The 17,999-nt window shown below is 45.8% G+C and carries 17 protein-coding genes; 13 read left to right on the top strand and 4 right to left on the bottom strand.

The genetic code is table 11. From position 1 onward, the window contains the following. Nucleotides 1-31 precede the first annotated feature (31 nt). From JMX03_RS00620 to coaE, 3 genes are all read left to right on the top strand, one after another. Nucleotides 32-1,255 (top strand): type II secretion system F family protein, encoded by a 1,224-nt coding sequence (locus JMX03_RS00620; protein WP_201576322.1) that lies wholly within the window; start codon nt 32-34, stop codon nt 1,253-1,255. A 37-nt stretch (nt 1,256-1,292) separates the two neighbouring features. Next, nucleotides 1,293-2,192: a prepilin peptidase gene (locus JMX03_RS00615; RefSeq protein ID WP_201593834.1), complete on the top strand. Its 900-nt coding sequence runs from the start codon at nt 1,293-1,295 to the stop codon at nt 2,190-2,192. Between the two features lie 165 nt (nt 2,193-2,357). Next, entirely contained in the window at nt 2,358-3,041 is a 684-nt protein-coding gene (gene coaE, locus JMX03_RS00610) for a dephospho-CoA kinase (protein WP_374220378.1), read from the top strand. On the opposite strand, the gene rlmB is transcribed toward coaE, so the two are convergent. Together rlmB and ppnP are read right to left on the bottom strand one after the other, a co-directional pair. Next, nucleotides 3,004-3,774: a 23S rRNA (guanosine(2251)-2'-O)-methyltransferase RlmB gene (gene rlmB / locus JMX03_RS00605; protein ID WP_201593833.1), complete on the bottom strand. Its 771-nt coding sequence runs from the start codon at nt 3,772-3,774 to the stop codon at nt 3,004-3,006. The two genes, coaE and rlmB, sit on opposite strands and share 38 nt — an antisense overlap. Before the next feature lie 242 nt (nt 3,775-4,016). Beyond that, the gene (ppnP, locus tag JMX03_RS00600; protein ID WP_201576334.1) at nt 4,017-4,352 is read right to left on the bottom strand and encodes a pyrimidine/purine nucleoside phosphorylase; all 336 of its coding nucleotides are present in this window, start codon (nt 4,350-4,352) and stop codon (nt 4,017-4,019) included. A gap of 768 nt (nt 4,353-5,120) precedes the next feature. On the opposite strand from ppnP, the gene recN reads away from it, so the two are divergent. The 8 genes from recN to JMX03_RS00560 all read left to right on the top strand — a co-directional run bounded on the left by recN (nt 5,121) and on the right by JMX03_RS00560 (nt 12,254). After that, nucleotides 5,121-6,800 carry a DNA repair protein RecN gene (recN, locus tag JMX03_RS00595; RefSeq protein ID WP_201593832.1) on the top strand — a complete coding sequence of 560 codons (1,680 nt, stop codon included), beginning with the start codon at nt 5,121-5,123 and terminating at the stop codon, nt 6,798-6,800. 96 nt (nt 6,801-6,896) lie between these two features. Then, nucleotides 6,897-7,460 carry a YqgE/AlgH family protein gene (locus tag JMX03_RS00590; RefSeq protein WP_201576342.1) on the top strand — a complete coding sequence of 188 codons (564 nt, stop codon included), beginning with the start codon at nt 6,897-6,899 and terminating at the stop codon, nt 7,458-7,460. A gap of 191 nt (nt 7,461-7,651) precedes the next feature. Then, on the top strand, nt 7,652-8,161 hold the full coding sequence (ruvX, locus tag JMX03_RS00585; RefSeq protein ID WP_201577653.1) for a Holliday junction resolvase RuvX: 510 nt from the start codon (nt 7,652-7,654) through the stop codon (nt 8,159-8,161). A 105-nt stretch (nt 8,162-8,266) separates the two neighbouring features. Then, complete coding sequence (locus JMX03_RS00580; RefSeq protein ID WP_201593831.1) at nt 8,267-8,746, top strand: hypothetical protein; 480 nt, start codon at nt 8,267-8,269, stop codon at nt 8,744-8,746. Nucleotides 8,747-8,827: 81 nt separating this feature from the next. Next, nucleotides 8,828-9,154, top strand: a complete 327-nt coding sequence (gene tusA / locus JMX03_RS00575; RefSeq protein ID WP_201576349.1) for a sulfurtransferase TusA — start codon at nt 8,828-8,830, stop codon at nt 9,152-9,154. Between the two features lie 58 nt (nt 9,155-9,212). Beyond that, nucleotides 9,213-10,430, top strand: coding sequence for a methyltransferase (locus JMX03_RS00570; RefSeq protein WP_201593830.1), 1,218 nt, complete (start codon nt 9,213-9,215; stop codon nt 10,428-10,430). A gap of 24 nt (nt 10,431-10,454) precedes the next feature. Continuing rightward, a complete protein-coding gene (gene xerD, locus JMX03_RS00565) occupies nt 10,455-11,393 on the top strand; it encodes a site-specific tyrosine recombinase XerD (protein WP_201593829.1) in 939 nt (312 codons plus the stop codon). A 240-nt stretch (nt 11,394-11,633) separates the two neighbouring features. Further along, nucleotides 11,634-12,254 carry a class I SAM-dependent methyltransferase gene (locus JMX03_RS00560; protein WP_201593828.1) on the top strand — a complete coding sequence of 207 codons (621 nt, stop codon included), beginning with the start codon at nt 11,634-11,636 and terminating at the stop codon, nt 12,252-12,254. Nucleotides 12,255-12,469: 215 nt separating this feature from the next. Here JMX03_RS00560 and lptG read toward each other — a convergent pair whose 3' ends face one another. Beyond that, complete coding sequence (gene lptG / locus JMX03_RS00555) at nt 12,470-13,696, bottom strand: LPS export ABC transporter permease LptG (RefSeq protein WP_201593827.1); 1,227 nt, start codon at nt 13,694-13,696, stop codon at nt 12,470-12,472. Next, nucleotides 13,696-14,985, bottom strand: coding sequence for an LPS export ABC transporter permease LptF (locus JMX03_RS00550; RefSeq protein ID WP_201597668.1), 1,290 nt, complete (start codon nt 14,983-14,985; stop codon nt 13,696-13,698). The genes lptG and JMX03_RS00550 overlap by 1 nt, the downstream gene beginning before the upstream one ends. Nucleotides 14,986-15,402: 417 nt before the next feature. Here JMX03_RS00550 and JMX03_RS00545 point away from each other — a divergent pair, with 417 nt between their 5' ends. Beyond that, on the top strand, nt 15,403-16,008 hold the full coding sequence (locus JMX03_RS00545; RefSeq protein ID WP_201593826.1) for a cysteine hydrolase family protein: 606 nt from the start codon (nt 15,403-15,405) through the stop codon (nt 16,006-16,008). Between the two features lie 247 nt (nt 16,009-16,255). Beyond that, nucleotides 16,256-17,902 (top strand): leucyl aminopeptidase, encoded by a 1,647-nt coding sequence (locus tag JMX03_RS00540; RefSeq protein ID WP_201593825.1) that lies wholly within the window; start codon nt 16,256-16,258, stop codon nt 17,900-17,902. The last annotated feature ends 97 nt before the right edge of the window (nt 17,903-17,999 follow it).

The raw sequence follows: 17,999 nt of genomic DNA, 5'->3' as shown, positions 1-17,999 counted from the left end.
TATAAATTGGGAAAAACTTGAGGGTGAGAGTATGGCACAAGTGAAAACTGACACGCTACTAGACTTTGTCTATGACGGAGTCAATCGACGTGGACAAAAAGTCAAAGGTGAGACCACTAGCCGTAGCTTGGAGCTAGCAAAAGCCACTTTGCGTAAACAAGGTATCACGGTTAAAAGCATTAAGAAGAAACCCAAGCCTCTATTTGCCTTTAAAAAATCGATTAAGCCGATGGATATCGCGATATTTTCGCGGCAATTGGCGACCATGATGAAAGCTGGAGTGCCTCTGACCCAATCGTTTGAGATTGTAGCTGACTCTTTAGATAATCCGAGTATGAAAGAGTTGGTACTACAGATCAAAGCCGATATCGAATCTGGCAGTACCTTTGCTTCTGCGCTACGAAAGCATCCACGCTACTTTGACGATCTGTTTTGTTCACTGGTTGACTCTGGTGAGCAAGCAGGTGCACTTGAAACCATGCTAGAGCGGGTGGCCACCTATAAAGAAAAAAGCGAGCTACTTAAGGCGAAGATCAAAAAAGCCATGAAATACCCTATTGCGGTCATTGTGGTGGCTATTATTGTGACCATTATCCTGTTAATTAAAGTAGTTCCTGTATTCGCAGATTTGTTTGAATCTTTCGGCTCAGAGCTACCTGCCTTTACGCAAATGGTCGTTGGTATGTCAGAGTGGATGCAGTCATGGTGGTTTTTATTGATCATAACCATTGGTGGTGCTGTCATTGGCTTTTCTGAAGCCAAAAAACGCTCGAAAAAGTTTCGTGACTTTTTGGACCGTGCCACATTAAAAGCGCCCATATTTGGCAACATTGCTTATCAAGCAGTGATCGCTCGTTTTGCCCGCACACTGTCTACTACCTTTGCAGCAGGTGTTCCCTTAATCGATGCTTTGGATTCCACCGCAGGCGCGACCAACAACGTGGTATTTTACAATGCCACTCAGCAGATAAAAAACGACGTTTCAACCGGTCAGCAGCTGCAGTTCTCTATGCGCTCAACCAACCTGTTCCCAAGTATGGCCATTCAAATGGTCGGTATTGGCGAGGAGTCAGGTAGCTTGGAAGAGATGCTCGATAAGGTCGCTGTCTATTATGAAAACGAGGTAGATAATGCGGTCGATGGCTTAACCAGCTTGATGGAGCCTTTAATCATGTCGATACTAGGGGTGTTAATCGGTGGCTTAGTCATTGCCATGTATTTGCCGATCTTCCAGATGGGCTCAGTGGTCGGCTAGGCTCTGTTGAACATTCAAATATTAGGATTGCTACTTAATGCAATTGATACAGTTATTACAAGACAATATGACAATAGCCTTGGTCGTGTTTGCACTACTAGGGCTCTGTGTGGGCAGTTTTTTGAACGTGGTTATTCACCGCATACCGCTCATGATGGTCGCCAGCTGGCGCCAAGAATGTAGCCAGTTTATGTCACAGCAGGCAGATATGCCGCTCGAACATACCTCAGTGCTAACGCAAGTAGTTTCAGGCGACGCACCGATTACTTTAAGCACGCCGGCTTCACGTTGTCCGCACTGCGCTCATAAAATCAGGTGGTATGAAAACATACCGCTGATAAGTTGGCTAGTGCTGCGAGGACGCTGCTCAGACTGTCAAGCGCCGATTAGCATTCGTTATCCTATCGTAGAGTTTGTCACTGCCCTGCTATCGGCTCTGGTCATCTACCAGTTTGGCGTTACGGCTGCAGGGGTTTCTGCGCTTGTATTGGTATGGACTTTGATTACGCTCACCGGCATTGATTTTGACACTCAGCTGCTACCTGATCGCTTGACCTTTCCACTCGCAGGCTTGGGATTAGCGGTCAATTCGCAAAGCTGGTTTGTATCGCCCACTGAGTCTATTTGGGGATTATTATTAGGGTTTTTATCGTTATGGGTGGTGGTTAAGATATTTTATCTCATCACCAAAAAGCATGGTATGGGCCAAGGCGACTTTAAACTGTTGGCTGTCATGGGCGCGTGGCTTGGCCCGATGATGTTGCCATTAATCATCCTTCTTTCCTCCTTACTAGGCTCCATCGTCGGTATTATCTTGATGAGAAAGCAAGGTGAGAGCAAGCCTTTTGCATTCGGTCCCTATATCGCCATTGCAGGCATCATTGCTTTATTATATGGTTCAGATATTATTAACTGGTATTTGGCAATGTACATATAGATTGTCGATGTAACGACTAGCACTTACTCAATAAGCGCTTTATCGACTGTTTAGTTAGTGATACATTATTACTAATGTCACTAAGCATGCCAACCCCCTTTTATTTTATCAGCCAAATAAGTCACTATTATGTCAATAAATGATGCGTCAACAAACTCCGATTCAATGTCTCAGTCTGTCTTTACTAACGATCGTCCACAAACCATCAATACTAGCAAAAGCAGACGCTTGGTCGTTGGCTTGACAGGCGGTATCGGTAGTGGCAAGTCTGCTACTAGTGATTGGTTCGCAGAGCAAGGGATTGATATCATTGACGCTGATGTGATTGCTCACGCAGTTGTTGCCAAAGGCAGCCCCACCCTGCGCAAAATTCAAAAAAAGCTTGGAGATTGGGTGGTTAATGCAGAAGGACATATGGACCGTGCTGCTGTACGCACGCATGTGTTCGCCAATCCCGCTGCTCTGATTGAGCTTGAGGAAATTACGCACCCCGCTATCCGTGAGGCGGCAAAAGTACAGCTGGCAGCAAGTACCTCACCTTATGTCATCTTGTCAGCACCGTTATTGATTGAAGCGGCCGAGGCAGGGCTGGCTAACTTATGTCAACGTATCTTGGTGATTGATGCCAGTGAAGACACCCAACTACAGCGTGCCAGTCTACGCGATGAGCTAAGTATGGTCAAAATCAAAGCCATCATGGCCAATCAGCTTGATCGTAATGAGCGTAATCATCATGCTGATGACATCGTGGTCAATAACGCAGATCTAGCAGCTTTACATCAACAGCTAGAGCCACTGCACCAAAACTATCTTACGCTTGCCCAGCAGATAAAGTACGCTGTCGATTAACTTCATAAAGCGCCATTCCCGTAGCGACACTGACGTTCAGACTTTGTAGATTCCCATGCTCATTACCTGACATGGGGATATACACCAATTCGTCGCAGCTCTCAGTAGTCAAGCGTCGCATCCCTTCGCCCTCCGACCCCATGATTAAAGCAGTCTTGCCAGTCATATCTGCAGCATGTATTGGTTTGGCATCTGCACTCAGTGCGGTGCCGAATACAAAGACGCCCGCTTGCTTAATTTGCGATAACGTCCGTGCTAGGTTGGTAACGCTGATAATAGGCATCATCTCAGCGGCTCCTACAGAGACCTTCGCAACCGTCGGTGTCAAGCTGGCGGCATGGTGCTTCGGACAGATAACCGCATCCACGCCCATCGCCACTGCTGTACGCAGGCAAGCACCGAAGTTGTGGGCATCGGTAATCTGATCGAGTACCAACAATAGACAATGGTCATTGGCCGTGAGGGTGTCTAATAAGCCTTCATTAGCAAAGCCTAATGGGCGAGCATGTAAGACAACGCCTTGATGCTGCGGGCTACCACATAATTGCGTGAGCTTGTCTTTTTGCGTTGGTTGTAGACTGACGCCATTCGCTTTTGCAGCGGCCATAATCTCTTGCACATGGCTGTCGGTCTCGCGTCCTTGCTGCACAAATAAGCTCAGTGCATCCAGTGGACGATGCGCAAGTAAGGCTTCAATCGCATGAATACCATAAAAGTAACTGGGTTTTGCCATAATAGATAAACCTAATAGAAACGTTCGAATAAAAGAAGCGTGAATAAAACAATTTTGAACAAAAAAAGAAACAAATAAAATCTATAGGATATTATTTGTTTCTTGATTGTAGTGTGCTTAGCTGTGTGACTATCTGCTTGATGAGCTAGCCTGCTTGATGAGTTAGCTTAACGATTACTGTCTAACTGAAGGAATAATCCTTTTAACAGTCAATAAGTTAATACCCTATATATTCGCTATTATCAGCCTTCTAAATGGCAGACATATTGCACGATCTCATCAGTACGTAAATTGAAGCTACTATTACCTTCGACTACGAAAGACTGGCCAGCACGGTAGTAGCTAAACTCTTCATCACCACTAATCTTAACTTCACACTCCCCGCTAATGATCTCTATACGCTCAGAGGTATTGGTGCTGAACTGATACTGCTCGATGGTATTATCACACGGTAGAATGACACCCAAAGTCTTGTGTCGACCATCCTCAAACATAATGGTATGGCTGGAGCAGCGACCATCATAAGATATCGTCGCCTGAGCATTGACTGTCACATTGGTAAACTGTGCCGCTGACATAGTGGCTTCCTTATCAAATAATTATTGCAAAACTAAAAAATAAGTGACTTATTTTAGGGAGGTTAAGAGATTCACTAGTCACATCAAAGCACTATGGACACTCTTGAATCCTCACTATAGCTATGGTCTTTTAAAGAGCTGCTATTGTGGCACCCGACTCCTAAAATATTGATTTTACTGCCTAATCTTATGATAAAATCCCACTTTATCGTGATTGAACCATTAGCGCATGCGTTAATATGTGTGTTCAGTGTGGCCAGATATTACGATTAGGTGAGATTATGCTACCACATTATATCTGTAAAGTTTGTTACAGCACGCCTGTAAATCATGATTAATATTTGGGGTCAGTGTGCTTAACTATAGCTTATTAGACAGCGCTTAATACAGCTATTATTACTAATTAATTAGCGTATCTACTTCAGCTTAATCGTCAAACCTTTACAGAATATACGCTTCACCATGGTTATCTTTCATCTTATCGTGATGGATTTGATCAATAGTATAACGTTTCTGAAAACTGGTTTATCCCAAGAGCAAATAGACTTTTTCCGCGATAAAATTTATATTAAGCAGATTTTGATACTATATACTGAGCGTTAGTTATAGATTAGCTATACACTAACTCTATAGCAGCCACTACTAATATCCATAGCTATTTAATCCATTTTTACTTTTTATATTGCTCTATTTAAACGATGACTAGATGATTAAACCACATTTAAACACCTGTTATCCGATATTAACCGTCTGCCATGAGAGGCTTTGATGCTGTTATCACTAACCTTATACCAGTTTGCACTCATTAGTGAGCATGAGCTGAGCTTTGCTGAGGGCTTTAATGTCATTACCGGTGAGACTGGTGCTGGCAAGTCACTACTACTCGATGCATTAGCACTATGTGTAGGCGACCGAGCAGACAGCGCGATGGTAAGACATGGTGCTGCAAATGCAGATATTTACGCGCAATTTGATGTAGCAGACAATACTGTGGTGGCAGAGTGGTTTGCCGCGCATGATCGCTCTTTGGATGAGCCAGAAGTATTGATTCGTCGGCAATTAAGTAGCAATGGTCGCTCAAAAGCTTGGCTGAATGGTACGCCAGTCAGTCTGGCTGAGCTAAAAAGTCTTGGCACACTACTCGTCAACATTCATAGCCAACACGCACAGCAGGCGCTACTCAAGCCGCAGTTCGTGGTGCAATGGCTGGATGAAATGGCGCAGCTGACGACATTAGCAGCACAAACAGCCAGTAGCTATCAACACTATCAACAGCTCAAACGCCAAGCAGATGAGCTAGCCAGCCGAGAAGCGCAGCGCCAAGACCGTATCGAGCTACTCCAAAGTCAACTGGCTGATATCGCACCGCTACTGGCTGTCGATTATCATGATATTGAAGCGGAGCACGAGGAGCTGTCCAATATTGAAGCTTTGATGCAAGAGGCCAGTCATGGCCTGCATTTACTTGACAATGATACTGATGAGCCTGACGTCATGACCTTGCTTGGTCAAGCCATCAAGTTGTGTAACCATCAAATCGGTGTCAGTCAAACCTTTGGGCAAGCATCTGAGCAACTGCATTTGGCACAGCAGCAAATTACTGAAGTGACTGCTCTACTTTCGGACTATGCTGAGCAGCAACTGCCAGACCCTGAACGCTTACAAGAGTTAGACAACCTTATCAGCCTTGGTCACCGCTTATCGCGCAAGCATAGCTTGCCAGCAGTCGACTTAATCGCTGAAGCGAAAGCTTGGCAACAACAGCTAGAACAATTAGAGAACGAGCCCAGTAGCGATGCAATGGCGGCACAAATTGATGACGCTTGGCAAGCATATCTCAAACGAGCAACTGAACTGAATAAAAAGCGCGAAAAAGCCGCACCGAGTATCTGCGCGCAGCTTATTGAACAATTGCAGCCGCTTGCCCTGCCCAATGCACGCTGCGAGTTCGTCTTTACCAAAAAAGCAGACCCTAGCGTCTACAGTGCCCAAGGTTGCTTTGATATCGACTTGCTCTTTAGTGCCAACGTTGGCATGCCAATGCAGCCACTACATAAGATTGCCTCAGGCGGTGAGCTGTCACGAATGGCACTAGTGATGCAAGTATTGCAAGCGACCAATGCCGATAACAATGCCGCCAAACCCATGCTAGTATTCGATGAGGTCGATGTCGGTATCAGCGGCGGCACCGCGCAAGTCGTTGGCGAGCTATTGCGTGCGCTAGGACAGACGCAGCAACTATTAGCCATTACCCACCAAGCACAGGTTGCCGCGCAAGCGCATCAGCATATTTTGGTACAAAAGCATCATCATGAACAAACCCAAAGCGAGTTGGTGATATTGGATAAAGATGCCCAGGTAGATGAGCTGGCACGGATGTCAGGCGGTGTGACCATCACTGATGTCACCCGTGATCACGCGCGCAGCTTACTGATTGATATCAAATAATCGGTAACGGCGACGCGAATATCAAACCTCTGTTGATTTTCTGCTGACAATCACCATATAGTAGTGTCTCATCTCCTTTAAACTGTGCCTGTATCTATGTCTAAAGCTAACTTGACCCATCACTTCTTGATTGCATCACCTGAGCTGCCAGACCCACGGTTTGAGCGCGCGCTGATTTATATCTGTCGCCACGACAAACAAGGTGCACTTGGATTGATGGTGAATCGTCCAATCGAGCAATCACGTGTCGGCAAGCTATTAGAAGACTTAGACATTGAGGTGACTGATCCACAAGTGATGGAAGATTTGGCGCTAGAGGGTGGTCCGATGTACCCTGAAGTAGGCTTTGTGCTGCATACTGGCCAACCAGAATGGGCGTCTTCTTTTGCGATATCAGAGAACGTCTGTATTACCACCAGTCAAGACATTCTCAAGCGTATCGCTGCTGGTCAAGGCGTTGGTCATTACCATCTGTGCTTGGGACATGCCAGCTGGGGCAAAAAACAGCTAGAAAACGAGCTTAAAAATGGCGACTGGTTAGTGTGCCCTGCTGATTTAAACTTATTGTTTGATACCCCATTTGAAGAGCGTTGGCAGTCAGCGGCGGATAAAATCGGCGTGAACTTTGACTACTTAAGCACTGATATTGGTCATGCCTAACTATGACTAGCTATGATTAGTCACGACCAATATCAGACAGTTATTCTGTGGCTAATGAGATCTATTGCTTTTGCTAAAGTCCAACACATAACGTCATACTGAGCGCTATAAGTTCAATGACAACAGGGAAAGCGGCTACTATGGTCAACAATACCTTTAACACAGACACAGATATCAATGCAGAGACGGATATGTCCGCTGAGCATGCTACCAATACTTGTCAAACGGATCCAACACCAAAAGACCATCTGATTTTAGCGCTGGATTATGGTGTCAAAAAGATGGGGATGGCGCTTGGTAATACCATCACCGAGACCGCACGCGCTTTTGATATTTTGGCGATGGACAACGGCCAACCAGATTGGGACAATCTGCTGGGTATCATAAAAGTATGGGGCGTCACGCAAGTATTGGTTGGACTACCACTAAACATGGATGGTAGCAGCTCTATGCTCTCCAAACGTGCGCATAAGTTTGCACGCCGTTTAGCACATCGCATCATGGAGCAACACTTACCTGTGACCGTGAAGCTATGTGATGAGCGTCTGACATCAGTGGCAGCACGTGAGCTGGCATGGGAGCAAGGCTGGATCCAAGATCCTCGCGACCCAATTGATGACATCTCTGCCTGTATCCTGCTGTCCGCCTACTTCGCTGATCCTAATAGCGCCGTTGCGATTAGTGCTATTAAGACAGAGTAAGCAAGCATTGAGCTCAGGCCGTTTTACTATGCAACGCTATGGCATCCGAGCAAGTGCTTTTTAATCGCACACTTATAATCACATACTGATAAACGACTGACTGTTATGATCAATGCCTCAGACCAACCCTTGCAAAGCAAGACGCAACATGGCTTTGCTCCGCTTGCTATTGCTCGTATCAAAGGCGCACAGCGTGCCAACCAAATAGCGATCTATCTCATTTATGCCGCTATTCTCGCCTTTATGGTCTTTGGCACCATTGCCAGTATCAAAGCATTTCATGACAATCAGCTGCTGTATCAACTGTTTTATAATCTGCCATATGCCTTGATTGCACTCACCATTCCCATTGCCATTTATGATGCGTTAGTGATTTATCGCTATCGCTTAAATCAGCCATCGATGATTGCACTAAGCATCGGTGTCTCCGCCGTCGTATTGATTGGCGGGCTACTATTTGCTGATACTGCTTGGCTGGGACTGGCTTGTTGGGTAGGTGTGGCCTTCTTATTCAAGGTGAGCTTTAAGCGCTTTTTTAACTTTTTGGAAGCCGAAGCAGAAGCTGACATTATTGAAGAGGCGTAAAGCAGCTAAGCGGTAAACATCCCTACTAATGGGCTGTATAGCAAACACTTTAACTTTACTTTATCGACTCAAACTAAGACTATGACACCTTCAATATCTGATACCACGATTCAACATCATTTAGATACCCAAGGGCTGATATGCCCCGAGCCAGTCATGATGCTACATCGAACCATTCGTAAAGCCGATGCGGGCGCAGTGATTGAAATACTCGCCACAGACCCTGCAACGACTCGTGACATTCCTAATTTTTGTCGTCATCTGGGGCACACGCTTGTCCAACAAGAGACGCTTGCTGAAAATGTGATTTTAGACGTCGATCCTGACGAAATCACTGTCGCTGACGATGATAATGCGCCAATAAGCGCCACACTTTATCGTTATTTAGTAAAGAAAAAGAGCGCTTAATAAGACAGCCAAGACTCAGTACTTTATAGAGAACATATTTTCATAAAAGGTAGGCTACGTGTTACAAACAGAAAAGCAGTATGTGCAGTGGCTCGAAAACAAAAACGGCAGCGAAAGCTTATATACAGTCCGCTGGTTGTCTGCAAGCAATCATACGCCGCCTGCGCGGATTGTATTAGTCGATGATAAAACGACGGCGGATGAAGCTTATCGCTTAGCGTGCGAAGGCACGTCACTACTGTGGCGCGGTGATTTTCATAATGCTCGGCAATTACTACAAGCACTCAAACGGCGTATCGAGCGTACCAATGAGCGCTCCCAGCAGCGCAAAATGAAAAAAGCTGCTAAGGCTAATGAGTCTGCCAAATCCACGACTGATTCGGTAGCCATACCTAACCTATTTCATCAACAGCGCCAAATCCAAGCCCAGCGTTCGCGCATATTGAGCCGCTTGTTATTAGAGCTTGATGCTGATTATGTCAGTAAGTTACGCCGCGCCCCGGAGGTCAGTGCGGCCTGTATGGCGGCTTTTGGCCAGTTAGATAAGGCGATGGATGAGTCGTGCGTGCTGTCGTTTCGTGATCTACAAGGGGCGCTTGGTGCAGCGCAGTGGCGCGAAAAAGGTGTACCAATTGAAAGCTTAGGTATATCGATTTACCCGCATTATGGTGTCTTTGCACCAACCCGTCATGAGTACGTACAGCTGCTCCTCGATGCGCCACTACCAGCAGTTAATGATATCGCCTACGATATCGGTACTGGCACTGGCTTGCTGGCGATTATCTTAGCGCAGCGCGGTATAAATCAGGTGATTGCGACGGACTTAAATCCGAGTGCTTTGGCCTGTGCAAATGAAAACTTTACTCGCCAAGGGCTATCTAACGTCCAGTTGCAACAAGCGGATTTGTATCCGACTGATGCGCCACTCGCCAATCTGATCGTTTGTAACCCACCTTGGTTGCCTGCTAAGCCCAGCTCGCCTTTAGAGTACGCCGTTTATGATGCCAATAGTGCAATGCTGCGTGGGTTGTTGCAGGGCGCGAAATCTCATTTAGCCGAGCAAGGAGAAGCCTGGTTGATTCTGTCGGACTTGGCTGAGCATTTGCAACTGCGTACGCGTGATGAGTTATTGGGTTGGTTTGCGGATAGCGATTTAGCAGTAAAATACCGTCTCGATACCAAACCTAAGCATGGTCGCAGCCAAGACAACACTGATCCATTGTTTGCAGCACGAAGTGCGGAAGTCACCTCGTTATGGTGCTTGCAGCGTGTTTAACGTTCAATCATTGAGTATCGTTTTATGAGCCGCGACCGTGCCGTACAACAGCGACAACCTAAAGCGCTAGCCGTCGATGACGAACCCGCTTATATCACTGAGTTTCGGCAAGCAATGCTGGCGCGCGGTCTGGCAACACGTACGCGTAACGCTTATGTCCGCGACCTGCGTTCTTGCGAGCTCACCAGTCCTATTGCCCTGACGAAATGGCAGCCTGATGACGTGCTGCACTGTCTCTCTACCCTCATCCAAGATGGCAAAACGCCAAGTACTCAAGCACGCATGCTCTCAAGCTTGCGGCAGTTTTACCTATGGATGATTGCCAGTAATTTGCGTGAAGACAATCCTTGCGAGCGTATCAAAAGCCCGAAGCTTGGACGCCCCTTGCCAAAGGATTTAAGCGAAGCGGATGTCGATAATTTACTCGCTGCGCCTGATACCAGCACGGCGCTCGGCCTGCGTGATAAAGCTATGCTAGAAGTGCTCTATGCGTGCGGTCTGCGTGTTAGCGAGTTGATTAATCTGTCATTAGAACAAGTCAATCTAAATTCTGGTTGGCTACAAATCACGGGTAAAGGTAATAAAACACGTCTAGTGCCATTAGGTGAATATGCTGCGGATGCGCTGGAGGATTATCTGTCTCATGGCCGTGGTGATTTAATCGCTCATTTAAAATCTGGGAATTGCCAAGCGGTGTTTTTGACCGCGCAAGGCGGTTATATGACGCGGCAAAACTTTTGGTATCTATTAAAGAAGTACGCCAAAGTTGCCAGTATTGATAAAGAGTTATCACCGCATACCTTACGCCATGCCTTTGCTACTCATCTACTCAATCATGGCGCTGATCTTCGTAGCGTACAGTTATTGCTAGGACATAGTGATTTATCCACCACGCAGATTTATACTCATGTGGCGACAGCAAGATTGCAAAAATTACATGCCGAGCATCATCCTAGAGGGTAAGAATCGTTAAAACGAAGCACTGCTAACCTGATTTTTGCAGGTTGGCGTCGAGGAACGAGACCCAACGATGTTTGTACCAAACTTACTTCGTTTATCGGTGCGCTGAGCGCACCCTCTCTTTACTCTTCTTAAAACCTCGCTAAAATTCTATCAATCCCTAGCTGCAAACCTGCCCTTTTCTCGCTACAATACCTGCCATAGCATATCAACCTTTTTATTTATCCAATATCCGAGAATCCCATGAGCCATTCTACAAATCACCGCCCCCCTGCTGAGCTATTAAAAAACGCTGAACACTGGCGCGAAGACATTCATTTTCGCCAAGACGTATTGGGCAAGCCGTTTGACTTTACCACCACCTGGGGCATATTTTCACCGCAAAAGCTCGATGACGGCAGCTTGATGCTGCTTGATTATGTGGACTTTCAAGCGGATGATGATTCGATAGATTTGGGCTGTGGTTATGGTGTGCTTGGTATGACAGCGGCGCGTGAATGTCCGAATGGCCTGCATACGTTAATCGATAAAGACTTTATGGCGGTGGAATATGCGCGTCTGAATTGCGAGAAAAACGGTCTAAAAAATGTCGATGTGCATTTATCAAACGGCTTTAATCACGTGGCAAAAGACAAAGACTTTAGCCTTGTGATGTCCAACTTGCCAGCCAAAGTAGGTAAAGAGCAGCATTATCTATACTTCCTCGATGCCTATGCGCGTATGCGTCAAGGTGGGCGTTTTTATGTAGTGACGATTAATGGCTTGCGCCAGTTTATGAAACGCTCGTTTACTGAGGTCTTTGGCAATAGCGAAAAGGTCAAACAAGGCAAAACTTATACCATTACTATGGCGGTTAAAGACTAGATTTTAATCCTTAAAACGACATGAAAAAGCACGCTAAATCAGATTTAGCGTGCTTTTTATTTTCTATAAACATTTGCAACATGATAAAAATAAATGAGCGACTTTGTGAGCTTGCGAACAATCGGAGTCGAATGTTTTTTATCATATTGCGCAATGATATATGTCACCTGACACCATCAAATATTGTCACATTGCAGGTAACTTATAAAATCATCTTACATCTGCCGCTTAAGCAAGTACCCACCCAAAATCGCACTACCGATAATCGGCAACAGCACCATCAGCAGTGGCGAAAAGCCTGTCGCCAATGAGACGAAACCAACCAAGTCTTGGATATAACTGAATAACAAACCAAACAATAATGCCACCACGATTCGCAAGCCCAAGCTATGGGTACGCAGCGAGCCAAAGACAAAGGAACAAGCGACAATAACCAACGATAATATAGACAAAGGTGACAGCAGCTTTTGCCAAAATGACAGCTCATGCTCTAAGGAGCGGTTGCCCTGTTGGCGCATCAATTGGCGATGATCATATAGCTGAGTTAGAGATAGATCCTCCGCCACACGAGTCAGCAGATAAACGGACTCGGGCGCGAATGGCAAGCTCAAAGTGTCTGAGGCGCTCTTGGTTTGGCTACTCTCAAAGCCTTGATTGATTGTCAGTTCAGTCATATCGTTTAGCTGCCATTCATAACGATATTGCTCACTTGGCTCGGTGCTGGCGGTAGGCGCTGCGACACGTCCACTATATTGCCCGCCTTCGGCACGAATCGCCGTTTGCAATCTGCCATCATTGTCTAAGTGCCAACGCTTCACAGTGCCGATATTGCCTTGTACATCGGCATAATCAATGTACAAGATATCACTGCCATCAGGCTGAGCATCGCCACCTATACTACCTTCATTTGTACTTTGAAAACGCGGCTGCACCGTCCAATAGCCACGGACAGAGGTGACCAATGAGCTACTGTCTTCGTCATTAATCTCTTTTGCTAACTGATTGGAATGCGGTAGTACAAACTGATTGATGCCTAGAGCCAATAACACAAAAATCAGCGCAGGTTGCAGCACCCAACCGACGATGCGATAGATGCTAACCCCAGCGGCGCGCATGACTACCAACTCGCTTTTATTGGCCAGTAGCCCCAAACCCACGACCGCACCAAGTAGCGCCCCAGTCGGGATAAACTGCTCTAAAAAATAAGGTGAACGATAAAGAATATACCTGAGCGCATCTGACATGGTGTAGCTGTCGCTCAGATCTTCAAGCTCAGATAAGTAGGTAAAGAGGATCTGTAATGCCCACAGCCCAACGACGGCAGCGATGATCGCCAGCAGTGCATTGGTCTTTACATAGCAGCCAAGCACTTTTAGGTTGGCTGAGCGACTGGCAGTAGATTGGCCTTGCGAGGATTGGGCTTTAGATGTCCAGGAGCGCATTATGCTTGACCTCCATGAGAGTCTTTTGCTGGATGATCGCTAGATCCTAATGCCTTGTCTTCTAGGCTCACGCGTAATCGATGCTGGAATCGGCTGCCCCAGTTCATATATAGTGCCAATGCCATGAATCCTACTATCAACCATGCATATGCCCACACGCTGACGCTGCCTTTGCTCACGGCGTTTTTAAGAGAGATAATCCCTAGCGCACAGCTAACAAATAATAAAATAGAGGGAAACAGACGCAACCAACGCCCTTGCCGTGGACGCACTTGCGCGAGCGGCACTGCCAACATAGGAGCGATAATCATCAGCCAAGGCAGGGCAAAACGATAGCCAAGCTCGCCTTGTGCTGCTCGCAAGGTATCGATACTGCTATCTGGCACGCCGCCAGTCGCCACTTGCCAAAGTGCGCCTATCTTTTGGGTCTCGATATTACTTTCAGTGACGATCTCTTTGGAAGATTCAGTCAAGGTAATACGATAACGCTCAAAGCCCACCTGATTATACTTAAGACTGCCTGCACCCACTTCATAACGACGACCTTGGAACAGATCCAACTGCGTCACGCCGCTGCCACTATTGTCTACTTGCACGGCACGCTTAGCGAGGGTAATGGTATCTTTACTGACTTTTTCATTGCCCGTATCGATTAACGCTTTGGGCAGCTCTGGGATGGGTAGCTCATCAAGTGATTCAGAGTTATTTGCAGTGCTTGAGACGTTTACATCTGTAGTAGGAGGGTTTTTAGGAGCGCTGCCTTTTTTGGCAGGCTCAGTTTGAATCAGCACCACATCTTGCAGTTGTTTTTTGTCATCGCTGAGACTACCGACATAGAGATGGTAATTGCCACTACTGATAAACTCCTTGGGACGAATCAAATCAAAGGCACTGGTCAATGCTTGTTGCTGCCAGACACTCTCCGATGAGCGCACACCCCACGGCTTACCTACTACTGACAATGCTGCTTCGCCAACAAATAATGCCAGTATTAATGGTGTCATCAGCCGGGCAAGCTTACCACGCGAGACGCCACTGGCATTAATAACGGCCATTTCTTGATCAACATAGAGGCGACCAAACACCAGCATTAAGGCAATAAAAAACGCTAACGGTAGGATAAGCTCCAAAAAATACGGCAAATTATAACCAATAATGGTAAATAACAAACCAATATCCAAATTTCCTTCAGCAGCAATACCAAAGTAACGTATCAGGCGACCACCGAGCATCATCACCACCAAAAACCCCAATACCAAAGCAGTGGTTGAGGCAACTTGACGGGTCATATAACGGCGTAATATCACAAATAAGTACTCTTCACAGTTGGCAGTCGCGCGCTCATTGCAAGGGTCGCGGCATGTATCAGAAAATTTAGTTGAGTTTTCGGCTCTCATAGACGCTTAGGCGTAACCGCTAATGCTAGCATGTTTTTGTAAAAAATGGCTGTGAAATGTGTTTGAAAACATTACCTAAATCTTACTCGTCAGCTATTATTAAATGGAAAGTAATAAGACAAAAAAAACACATAAACCCCTGAAATCAAATAAATAAAGTTAAGCACTTATTCTTTAGAAAATCTTGTGTGTGGTTCGTATCATTTGATAAGTATCACCCCTATTACTTGTTAGACTTAGTAAAGCTCATAACCATACTCACAATACTCACTTAACCTATTACTTACTTAACCTATAATGGAGAATACTATGTCCACTCCCTCTACCCTAATCAATCTTGCTGGCGGACAATTTGGCAGCGTCGATTGGTCAAATTGCGCTATCGTCTTTATTGATTATCAAAACGAATATGTTGATGGTGCACTGCCTTTGGGTGAAGCCGGCGCTAAAGCAGTTGCCAATGCGCGCCTGCTGCTTGAAAAAGCCAGAAAGGAGGCTGTTCCCGTGTTTCATGTGGCGCATCATGGCGAAGATAATGACAATATTTTTGACCCACTATCATCTAAGGTCAACTTTATCGAAGATGTAAAACCGCTTGATAGCGAAAAAACCATAACCAAAAAATATCCTAACGCCTTCCATGATACGCCACTGCAAGAGCTGCTAAAAGCGACTGGTAAACAGCAGATTATCTTTGCAGGCTTCATGAGTCACATGTGTGTCAGCTCAAGCGTGAGAGCCGCCTTTGATATTGGCTTGGAGAACTTTGTTTGTCATGATGCTTGTGCTACTCGTGATTTGCCTGATGCTAAAGGCAGTGCCATAACTGCGGACATCATGCATGACACCGCGATGGCGGCACTTCAAGACATGTTTGCAACCTTACTATCGACAGATAAGCTCGTTAGTCATTAGGGTCTGTATAGATATAGGTATTGGTATAACTAATACAAAATATTAGTAAGAAGTGTGTGAAATCATTACTAAGCCTTACGGACAGCGCACTGACTACCTGATATGCTACACTACCACGCACACCTGACTATATATTTTGGCAAAACAACCTCTAATAATAAGCCTTAGTGGAATAGGCAGTAACTGTGCGTCGCTGTGTTGTTTTCAATCATTTAAATTTTAACCACTCTAACAAGGATAATAATATATGAATATTAAATTAACCCAACAATTACCCCAAACTCATACCAAAAAGATTCTCAAAAAAGAAGCCAAAGATAAAGACGAAGCTTGCCTAGTAGTACTCGTTGATGACAAAAAAAACATCCTTGCCGAATCTGCGTTAACGGATTATACAACTCGTATTGAGCAATTAATCGAAGTCTCGCATTTCAATGGCAAAGCCTGTGAGACTGTCGCTGACTACGCATTGGCAGGTGACAAAAAAACTGCTAAGCAAAATCCAGTGCAGCTATTTTTGGTCGGTGTGGGTAATGTTGATAGGCTCAACAACACCGTATTACAAAAGATCGCTAAGACTATCTATGACAGCACGCAAAAGCGTGTCGCTTCAATCACAGTCGTGCTTGGTGATACCTTAGAAGACACTCAGTTCGGTCAGTTTGCGCTGAATCTATTGGCAGCAAGCTATCGCTTTGATAAGTACAAATCTGAGCAAACCACACCTATCCTCACGGATATTTATGTACTGGCTGATGCAGCGCTTGAGCCTGCATTGGACTTTGCACAATCTGTCTTTGCCGGTCAAAGCCTAACCCGTGACGTGGCCAATGAGCCAGGCAACATCTGTTTCCCAGCTTATATGGCAGAGCAAGCCGAAGCACTGGCAAAAACCTATCCTGACCTACTAAAAGTAACGGTACTGGGTGAAGATGAGATGGCAGAGCTGGGCATGGATTGCTTCTTAGCAGTCGCTCAGGGCTCTACCAAAGAAGGTAAGCTTGTGCTGATGGAGTATCAAGGTAAGTCAAAATTTGGCGCAAAAACCACTACCAGTAGTGCAAAAGTCAGCGGTGGTCTAAAAGCGCTGGCTGATAAAATACCGACCAAACTTCCTAATAAGAAGTCTGCTAAAAATGCTGACAAAGACAGCGCTGATGATGTACAAGCTACAAACGATGATGCACCAATTGTATTGGTTGGTAAAGGCGTGACCTTTGACTCAGGTGGTATCTCAATCAAGCCAGGTGCAGCGATGGATGAGATGAAGTTTGATATGGGCGGTTCAGCCGCTGTACTCGGTACCATCAAAGCCTTGTGTGAAGCACGCTTACCAATTAACGTCGTCGGCGCGTTGGCCTGCGCAGAAAACATGCCATCAGGTGATGCAACTCGTCCTGGCGATATCGTAAAAGCCATGAATGGTAAATCCGTTGAAATCCTAAATACCGATGCGGAAGGCCGCTTAGTACTTGCCGACACGCTATGCTACGTACAACGTTATCAACCAAAAGCCATCATCGATGTGGCAACCTTAACGGGCGCTTGTGTCGTGGCCTTAGGTCATGTGCGCTCAGCAGTATTTAGTAATGATGAAGACGTACTATTTGAGCTTGAAAACGCCAGCATGCAATCAGGCGATCTCGTTTGGCATATGCCAATGGATGATGCTTATCAATCGCAGCTCGACTCGCCGATCGCTGATATGCAAAACATCGGTGGCAAAGGAGCTGGCGCAGTCACCGCTGCTTGTTTCTTATCTCGCTTCGTCGAAGAAGGTCAAGCATGGGCGCATCTAGACATCGCTGGTACGGCATGGAACTCAGGTAAAGAAAAAGCTGCAACCGGTCGTCCAGTACCACTGTTTATGCAATATCTAAAAAACAGTATCTAAGTGCCCTAAGTATTGGGGCAGGTATGATTTGAGCGTTTGCCTATTCTTTGACTAAATGTCACTTGGTCAAACGCTATTAACCTAGAGTGCTTATCAC

It is taken from the genome of Psychrobacter fulvigenes, assembly GCF_904846155.1.
GTDB classification, from domain to species: Bacteria; Pseudomonadota; Gammaproteobacteria; order Pseudomonadales; family Moraxellaceae; genus Psychrobacter; species Psychrobacter fulvigenes.
The sequence above is the reverse complement of the archived record's forward strand: the minus strand, read 5'-3'. Positions and strand labels throughout refer to the sequence as shown.

What these genes read in the sequence shown, in the direction of transcription:
- lptG (WP_201593827.1), bottom strand. Translation starts at nt 13,696, where the DNA reads ATGCGCTCCTGGACATCTAAAGCCCAATCCTCGCAAGGCCAATCTACT.
- JMX03_RS00580 (WP_201593831.1), top strand. Translation starts at nt 8,267, where the DNA reads ATGATCAATGCCTCAGACCAACCCTTGCAAAGCAAGACGCAACATGGC.
- tusA (WP_201576349.1), top strand. Translation starts at nt 8,828, where the DNA reads ATGACACCTTCAATATCTGATACCACGATTCAACATCATTTAGATACC.
- recN (WP_201593832.1), top strand. Translation starts at nt 5,121, where the DNA reads ATGCTGTTATCACTAACCTTATACCAGTTTGCACTCATTAGTGAGCAT.
- JMX03_RS00545 (WP_201593826.1), top strand. Translation starts at nt 15,403, where the DNA reads ATGTCCACTCCCTCTACCCTAATCAATCTTGCTGGCGGACAATTTGGC.
- ppnP (WP_201576334.1), bottom strand. Translation starts at nt 4,352, where the DNA reads ATGTCAGCGGCACAGTTTACCAATGTGACAGTCAATGCTCAGGCGACG.
- JMX03_RS00590 (WP_201576342.1), top strand. Translation starts at nt 6,897, where the DNA reads ATGTCTAAAGCTAACTTGACCCATCACTTCTTGATTGCATCACCTGAG.
- JMX03_RS00540 (WP_201593825.1), top strand. Translation starts at nt 16,256, where the DNA reads ATGAATATTAAATTAACCCAACAATTACCCCAAACTCATACCAAAAAG.
- JMX03_RS00615 (WP_201593834.1), top strand. Translation starts at nt 1,293, where the DNA reads ATGCAATTGATACAGTTATTACAAGACAATATGACAATAGCCTTGGTC.
- coaE (WP_374220378.1), top strand. Translation starts at nt 2,358, where the DNA reads ATGTCTCAGTCTGTCTTTACTAACGATCGTCCACAAACCATCAATACT.
- ruvX (WP_201577653.1), top strand. Translation starts at nt 7,652, where the DNA reads ATGTCCGCTGAGCATGCTACCAATACTTGTCAAACGGATCCAACACCA.
- JMX03_RS00550 (WP_201597668.1), bottom strand. Translation starts at nt 14,985, where the DNA reads ATGACCCGTCAAGTTGCCTCAACCACTGCTTTGGTATTGGGGTTTTTG.
- rlmB (WP_201593833.1), bottom strand. Translation starts at nt 3,774, where the DNA reads ATGGCAAAACCCAGTTACTTTTATGGTATTCATGCGATTGAAGCCTTA.
- JMX03_RS00560 (WP_201593828.1), top strand. Translation starts at nt 11,634, where the DNA reads ATGAGCCATTCTACAAATCACCGCCCCCCTGCTGAGCTATTAAAAAAC.
- xerD (WP_201593829.1), top strand. Translation starts at nt 10,455, where the DNA reads ATGAGCCGCGACCGTGCCGTACAACAGCGACAACCTAAAGCGCTAGCC.
- JMX03_RS00620 (WP_201576322.1), top strand. Translation starts at nt 32, where the DNA reads ATGGCACAAGTGAAAACTGACACGCTACTAGACTTTGTCTATGACGGA.